Annotated in this window: 6 protein-coding genes; 1 reads left to right on the top strand and 5 read right to left on the bottom strand. The window is 71.8% G+C overall.

Going from position 1 to position 6,764, the window contains the following annotated elements; genetic code table 11:
• Positions 1 to 88: 88 nt before the first annotated feature.
• The 3 genes from ABZ806_RS33925 to ABZ806_RS33915 all read right to left on the bottom strand — a co-directional run bounded on the left by ABZ806_RS33925 (position 89) and on the right by ABZ806_RS33915 (position 2,442).
• Positions 89 to 391: a chaplin family protein gene (locus ABZ806_RS33925; RefSeq protein ID WP_500221542.1), complete on the bottom strand. Its 303-nt coding sequence runs from the start codon at positions 389 to 391 to the stop codon at positions 89 to 91.
• Positions 392 to 551: 160 nt separating this feature from the next.
• Positions 552 to 1,250, bottom strand: a complete 699-nt coding sequence (locus ABZ806_RS33920) for a response regulator (RefSeq protein ID WP_500221541.1) — start codon at positions 1,248 to 1,250, stop codon at positions 552 to 554.
• 22 nt (positions 1,251 to 1,272) lie between these two features.
• Entirely contained in the window at positions 1,273 to 2,442 is a 1,170-nt protein-coding gene (locus ABZ806_RS33915) for a sensor histidine kinase (RefSeq protein WP_500221540.1), read from the bottom strand.
• 109 nt (positions 2,443 to 2,551) lie between these two features.
• On the opposite strand from ABZ806_RS33915, the gene ABZ806_RS33910 reads away from it, so the two are divergent.
• Positions 2,552 to 3,574, top strand: coding sequence for an SAM-dependent methyltransferase (locus ABZ806_RS33910; RefSeq protein WP_500221539.1), 1,023 nt, complete (start codon positions 2,552 to 2,554; stop codon positions 3,572 to 3,574).
• A 21-nt stretch (positions 3,575 to 3,595) separates the two neighbouring features.
• Here the strand turns inward: ABZ806_RS33910 and ABZ806_RS33905 are convergent, their stop codons facing one another.
• A complete protein-coding gene (locus ABZ806_RS33905) occupies positions 3,596 to 4,804 on the bottom strand; it encodes a cytochrome P450 (protein ID WP_500221538.1) in 1,209 nt (402 codons plus the stop codon).
• 300 nt (positions 4,805 to 5,104) lie between these two features.
• A complete protein-coding gene (locus tag ABZ806_RS33900; protein WP_500221537.1) occupies positions 5,105 to 6,499 on the bottom strand; it encodes an SGNH/GDSL hydrolase family protein in 1,395 nt (464 codons plus the stop codon).
• Positions 6,500 to 6,764 lie beyond the last annotated feature (265 nt).

Here is a 6,764-nt window from a genome sequence, read left to right as displayed (position 1 = left end):
GCCGCCCCGCCCCGGACCGGCGACGCGCCGGACCCCCGGTGCGGGTCTCCGGCGCTTCGGTGACGGGTGTGGGGACCCGTCGTGAGAATCAGCCGTTGCTGGCGTGCGCGCCGCCCTTGCAGCCACCCGAGTTGGCGATGCCGATCACGGCGATGGCGTTGCCGCAGACGTCGACGGCGGCGGAGATCGGCGCGACCACCTGGGTGCCGTTCAGCACGCCGAAGTTGCCGGCGGTGGTGTTGCCGTTGCCGGCCCCGCCGCCGTGGTGGTGGCCGTGGTGACCGTGGTCCCAGCCGCCGCCGTAGGCGGAGGCGTAGGCGGGCGTGGCGGCCAGTGCGGAGCCGGCCACGGCGAGGCCGAGGATGCCGGAGACGGCAAGCTTCTTGAACAACGTGAGTCCTCCCGTACGTGGGCTTAGCAGGCCCGTTCTGACATTGCCGACGTCGCCCGCGAAGGCGGCGTCGCGTACCGTAGTTACCCAGCTACTCTCAGGTAGGGCAATGCCAATCGTCACGGTGAGGGCAAAAAGTCACCATGGAGTAATCATTCCGTTACAGACTGTGACCTCTTTGGCCGCTTTTGACCAGGCCTGTCTCGTAGGCGAAAACGACCGCCTGCACCCTGTCCCGAAGACCCAGCTTCATCAGGATCCGTCCCATGTGCGTCTTCACCGTCGCCTCGGAGACGTACAGCCGTCCCGCGATCTCCGCGTTCGACATGCCGCGCGCCACCAGCCGCAGCACCTCGCCCTCACGCTCGGTGAGCGTCTCCAGCGCGCCGCCCGCCTTCTGCGCCGCGTCCGGCAGGTGCACGGCGAACCGGTCCAGCAGGCGCTTGGTCGTGCTCGGCGCGACCACCGCGTCCCCCGAGTGCACCGCCTTGATCGCCTCGATGAGCTGCGCCGGGCCGGCGTCCTTCAGCATGAACCCGCCGGCCCCCGCCTTGATCGCCGCGAACGCGTACTCGTCGAGGTCGAAGGTGGTCAGGATGACGACCTTCGGGCCGGACTCCGCGACGATCCGGCGGGTCGCCTCGATGCCGTCCATCCGCGGCATCCGCACGTCCATGAGGACGACGTCGGCCCGCGTGCCGCGCAGCAGGTCCAGCGCCTGCACGCCGTCGCCCGCCTCGCCCGCGACCTCGATGTCGGGCTGCGCGTCCAGCACCATCTTGAAACCGGCGCGCACCAGTTCCTGGTCGTCCACGAGCACCACCCGGATGGGCTCCGCCACGTCGTCGATCTCCGTCATGCCCACTCCTCGTCCGTGCGCCTCATGCGGCGATCTCCTCGCGCACCGGGAGCCGCGCGACCACCTCGAACCCTCCGCCGGGACGCGGCGCCGCCCGGACGTCGCCCCCGTACACGGCGACGCGCTCGCGCATCCCGGCGAGGCCGTGGCCCCGGTGGTCGTCGAACGCCGCCGCGCCGCGGCCGTCGTCCGCCACCCGGATCTCCAGCGCGTCGTCCGCGTAACGCAGCCGCACCGACACGCTCACCCGCGGACCGCCGTGCTTGAGCGTATTGGTCAGCGCCTCCTGGACGATCCGGAAGACCGTGAGCTGGCGCCCCTCCGACATGGCCGCCGGCGTCCCGTCCACCTCGTACGTCACCGCCAGCCCGGACCCGCGGACCTGCTCCACCAGATCGTCCAGCTCGGCGACGCCCGGCTGCGGCGCGAACGCCCCCGCGTCGTCGTCCTCGCGCAGGACGCCGAGGAGCCGCCGCATCTCCGCGAGCGCCAGCCGTCCCGTCGAGGAGATCGCCTCGAGCGCCTGCCTGGCCCGTCCCACATCGGTGTCGATCGCGAAGGACGCGCCGTCGGCCTGCACGACGATCACGCTCACGTTGTGCGCCACGACATCGTGCAACTCCCGGGCGATCCGCGCGCGTTCGGCGGCCATGGCCACCTTGACCTCGTTGTCGCGTTCGCGCTCCAGCCGCTCCGCCCGCTCCTCGACCGAGCGCAGGTAGGCGCGGCGCGTCCGCATGTGCAGGCCCAGCACGTAGACCCCGGCCACCAGCAGCCCCAGCATCACGAACGCGTACTTGCGGTCGTCGGCGCCGGACGGGTACCTCCACGCGGCCATGCCCGCGCCGGTCAGGCCGACCAGCGCGGCCGCGATCCCCCAGCGGATCGAGAAGCCCGCCGTGACCGTGTAGATCGCCATCAGGACGGCGATGTTCCCCTGCACCGGCTGCAGTCCCGCCACGCACTGGACGAACGAGACCAGCGCGGTGACGGTGAGGACCGTGCGCGGGTACGTCCGGCGCAGGACGAGCGGACCCGTGAGGAGAACCGTCAGCAGCCCGTACTGCAGGGCGCCCATCCCGTACGTCCCGCCCAGGAGCGACGGGACGGCGATCAACAGGATCGGTGCCGCGAAGAACGCGTCGACCAGCGGCTTCTTACGCCGCAGCCACTCCCAGACGCTCGCCACCATGCCGCCAGCGTATGTACACGCCGGTAAGCACGGATCAGCCGCAAGTCGGACACACGTCCACCACAAGGATGGGCCGGTGCCGGGCACCGCTCGCGGTAACGTCACAGGCGTGGCGGCGTTGGTTTCCGAATGGCTGACATGGCGCACGGCGATGGAACGGGCGCTGTACGGGGAGGACGGCTTCTACCGGCGCGGGGAACGGCCGGCCGAGCACTTCCGCACGTCGGTGCACGCCTCACCGCGCTTCGCCGCCGCCATCGTCGGCCTGCTGACCGAGGTCGACGCGCTGCTCGGCCGCCCGGAGCGGCTGGACGTCGTCGACATCGGCGCGGGGTCGGGGCGCCTGCTGGGCAACATCCTGGCCTGCGCGCCCGCCGACCTGGCGCCCCGGCTCGTCCCGACGGCGGTGGAGATCGCGCCGCGGCCCGCCGACGTCCCCGCGCAGATCATCTGGCGGCCGGACCTCCCCCGCCGCATCACGGGGCTGGCCGTGGCGAACGAGTGGCTCGACAACGTGCCGCTGGACGTCGTCGAAAGCACCCCGGACGGCATCCGGACCGTGCTCGTCGACCCGTCCACGGGGGCCGAGCGTCCCGGCCCGTCGCCGTCCGCCGAGGACCACGACTGGCTGGAGCGCTGGTGGCCGCTCAGCGAGCCCGGCGACCGCGCCGAGATCGGCCACCCGCGCTGCAACGCCTGGGGGTCCGTGATCCGGCGGCTGTCCCGCGGGCTGGCGCTCGCCGTCGACTACTCGCACTCGCGCGAGGCCCGCCCGGTGTACGGGACGCTGACCGGCTACCGCGACGGCGCCACCGTCCCCGCCGTCCCGGACGGATCGTGCGACGTCACCGCGCACGTCGCGCTGGACGCCTGCACCACCGCAGGCGAACGCGCCGGCGCCACGTCCACCCTGCTGACCACCCAGCGCGACGCCCTGCGCGTCCTCGGCCTGTCCGGCGCCCGGCCGCCCCTTGACCTGGCCCACCGCGACCCCCGTGCCTACGTCGCGGCCCTCTGCCACGCCGGAGAGGACGCCGAACTGACCGACCCGTCCGGCCTGGGCGGCTTCGGCTGGCTGACCCAGACCGTCGGCATCCCCCTCCCGAGCGTCCTCACCCCCTGTACCTCCTGACCGAGCCCGCCCGAGAGGCGGTCAGCGCTCCACGTGGAGGGCTTGCAGGCCGCGCAGGATGTAGCCGGGCTTCCACTTCGGCTCTTCGGACACGCGGAGATCCGGTGCCACGCGCAGGAGCGCACCGAACGACTCGGCGAGTTCGATGCGCGCGAGCGGGGCGCCCAGGCAGTAGTGGATGCCGAGCCCGAACGTGATGTGCGGGTTCGGGTCACGGGACAGGTCGAGACGGCCCGGGTCGGCGAACACCTCCGGATCCCGGTTGGCGGACGCGAACTGCAACGCCACCTCGGAGCCGCGGGGGATGTCGACGCCGGCGACCGTGATGTCCTCCAGCACCCAGCGTTCGAACATGGGCGCCGGTGTGTCGTAGCGGAGCAGCTCCTCGACGGCCGTGGGGACGAGCGAGTGGTCGGCGCGGAGCCGCTCCAGCTCCCCGGGGTTGCGGAACAGCGACCACCAGCCGTTGCCGGTCGCGTTGACCGTGGCCTCGTGGCCCGCGTTGAGGAGCAGGACGCAGGTGCCGATCAGCTCGTCCTCGGTGAGCCGGTCGCCCTCGTCCACGACCTGGGCGAGTGCGCTGATGAGATCGTCGCGCGGCTCGTCCCGGCGGGTGCGCGCGAGGCCGCGCAGGTAGTCGGAGAACTCGACGGCGGCGCGGACGGCCGTGTGCTGCACCTCCTCCGGCGGGTTCAGTTCGTACATGCCGCAGATGTCGGCGGACCACGGGCGCAGGAGCGGGCGGTCCTCGGCGGGGACGCCGAGCATCTCGGCGATCACGTTCACGGGCAGCGGCTCGGCGACCTCGGCGAGCAGGTCGCCGCCGCCCTTCGCCGCCAGCGCCTCGGCCAGCTCGGCGGCGAGCCGCCTGATCGTCGGCCGCAGTCCCTCCACCATCCGGGCGGTGAACGCCTTGGACACCAGGCGCCGCAGCCGCGTGTGCACGGGCGGCTCCACGTCCAGCATCCCGGCCCGGACCAGGTCCCAGAACGGCTTCAGGAAGTCGGCCTCCGGCTGCCGGCCGAACTCCTCGTGGCCCGCGATGTGGAGGTAGGACCGTCCGAGCCGCCGGTCCCGCAGCAGCGCGTCGACGTCCTCGTACCGGCTGATCACCCACTGGCCGGTCGGCTCGTGGAAGAACACCGGCCGTTCCGCGCGGAGCCGCTCGAACGCCGGATAGGGGTCCGCCACGAACTCGGCGGACCAGGGGTCATATGCCACATCACTCATGTTCCGAACATTATGCGCATCCGGGGCCGCCCTCCTCGCGCGGCGGCGCGAGGAGGGCGCCCTGCGGGGCGCCAGCCACCGGATGGCCCGGATCACCGTCTGCTCCCACTACTCGGCCGACCCGCTCCCCGGCAGCTGGCACGCTCACGCGACCACCACCGCCCCGCACCCCAACCCGCCCACTAAACACCCCCCGCATCCGCCGCTTCTGCCATGCCCTCCACGTCCCCCCTCGTCCGCCGCGTCCTCTGTCGTCTGTCGTCTGTCGTCTGTCGTCTGTCGTCTGTCGTCTGCGGCGGCCTAGTTGAAGGCGAAGGTGGGGGGCAGCGGGTGGTGCCTGAGCAGTCCGGCGGGGACGGTGTCGGCCAGGGCCTTGTAGCCGGTCGGGTTCAGGTGCAGGTGGTCGCCGACGTCGAAGGCTGGGAGCAGCCGCCCGGGGGCGGACGGGTCGCGGGCGGCGCGGTCGAAGTCGATCACGGCGTCGAATCGGCCGCTGGTGCGGATCCAGGTGTTGACGGCTCGGCGGGCGCCCTCCCGGTAGCCGTCCGGGTCGTCGTACATGGTGTTGCCGCCGAACGGGGTGAGCGTCGCGCCGTACACGCGGATGCCCTGCGCGTGAGCGCGGACGATCATCTGGTCGTAGGCCGCGATCAGGCTGTCGGCGACCTGCTTCTGCGCCGCCGGCGTGGCCTCGGCGGTGCCGATGTCGTTGACGCCCTCGAAGACGACGAGCCACTCGACACCGCTCTGCGCCAGCACGTCGCGGTCGAACCGGGCGAGCACGTTGGGGCCGAGCCCGTCGTTGAGGACGCGGTTCCCGCCGGCGGCCTGGTTGACGATCGCGATACCGGACGTGGACGGGTGGGACTGCAGCCGGTCCAGGAGCTGGTCGGGCCAACGGTCGTTCCCGTTCGTCGTGGATCCGCGGCCGTCGGTGAGGGAGTCGCCGAGCATGACCGCCGCCGCGGTGGAGGGCTTGGCCCATACTTCGAGACCGCTCAGGAAGTACCAATGGTCGGTGCGCGTGGCCCCGGCAAGGTCGGTGTCGGCGACGTGGTCGCCGGCCAGCATGTAGGACGTGGTCCGGGAACCGGGGTGGGACGTGATGTCGGTCGACGCCTGACCGTCCGCCAGGTAGATCGTCACCGTGAGGATCGACCCGGGCGCCACCGGGAACTTCAGCGGGTCGGACACCATCTGCGCACCGACCGGAATCACCGTGGACGAGCGCCCATGGAAGGTCACCGGCCGGGACGTCTCCGGCTCGATCGAGCCGACGCCCGCCTGCCCGCCGCTCGGCAGCGCGACGGACGCCTTGGTGATCGGGAGTGCGGCCCCGCCGAACGCGTTGGAGAACCGCAGCCGCAGGTTCCGGCCGCCGGCGGACACGCGGACGGTCTGCCGCAGGGTCGCGTCGTCGAAGACCTTGCCGTCCTGCGTGAACGGCGCGGGAGGCATGTTCCCCGGCTCGGTCAGCTGCGGCATCGACACCCAGCTGTCGACCCAGTGGCCGCCGAACCGCGGCGCGGCGTGGCCTGCTGCGTTCCGTGGCGCGCCCTCCGCGCCCGTCAACGATGCCGCGACGAGGCCGACCGCGAGCAGGAGTGCGGCGACGAGCCGGCCGGCGGGGCTCACGCGCGACGCGAGCGCACCCGCCCCCGGCCGCCGGACGTGGACGGGCGTGAATCGTCTCACCACAGGTCTCCGATCGACTCCACGGACCCTTCGAAACATTTCGATCATTTTCGGATCGGAGCCCGAACGTACGCCGGGCATAACGAAGCGTCAAGAACTTCTTCACCAATCCACGCTCCACGACAGATCACCCTCACGTTCGAAGAACTGGCCACATCAAGGCTTCGCCACGCCGTTGACCCCACCCGCAGGGCCACGTACATTGCCGAGGCACCATCGCCGATAAGTTTCGAAACTCCCCGTCCTTCGTCCCTACCGCGGCACA

The organism is Spirillospora sp. NPDC047418 (genome assembly GCF_040643275.1).
In the GTDB taxonomy this organism is placed as follows: domain Bacteria; phylum Actinomycetota; class Actinomycetes; order Streptosporangiales; family Streptosporangiaceae; genus Spirillospora.
The sequence above is the reverse complement of the archived record's forward strand: the minus strand, read 5'-3'. Positions and strand labels throughout refer to the sequence as shown.

What these genes read in the sequence shown, in the direction of transcription:
- ABZ806_RS33920 (WP_500221541.1), bottom strand. Translation starts at nt 1,250, where the DNA reads ATGACGGAGATCGACGACGTGGCGGAGCCCATCCGGGTGGTGCTCGTG.
- ABZ806_RS33915 (WP_500221540.1), bottom strand. Translation starts at nt 2,442, where the DNA reads ATGGTGGCGAGCGTCTGGGAGTGGCTGCGGCGTAAGAAGCCGCTGGTC.
- ABZ806_RS33905 (WP_500221538.1), bottom strand. Translation starts at nt 4,804, where the DNA reads ATGAGTGATGTGGCATATGACCCCTGGTCCGCCGAGTTCGTGGCGGAC.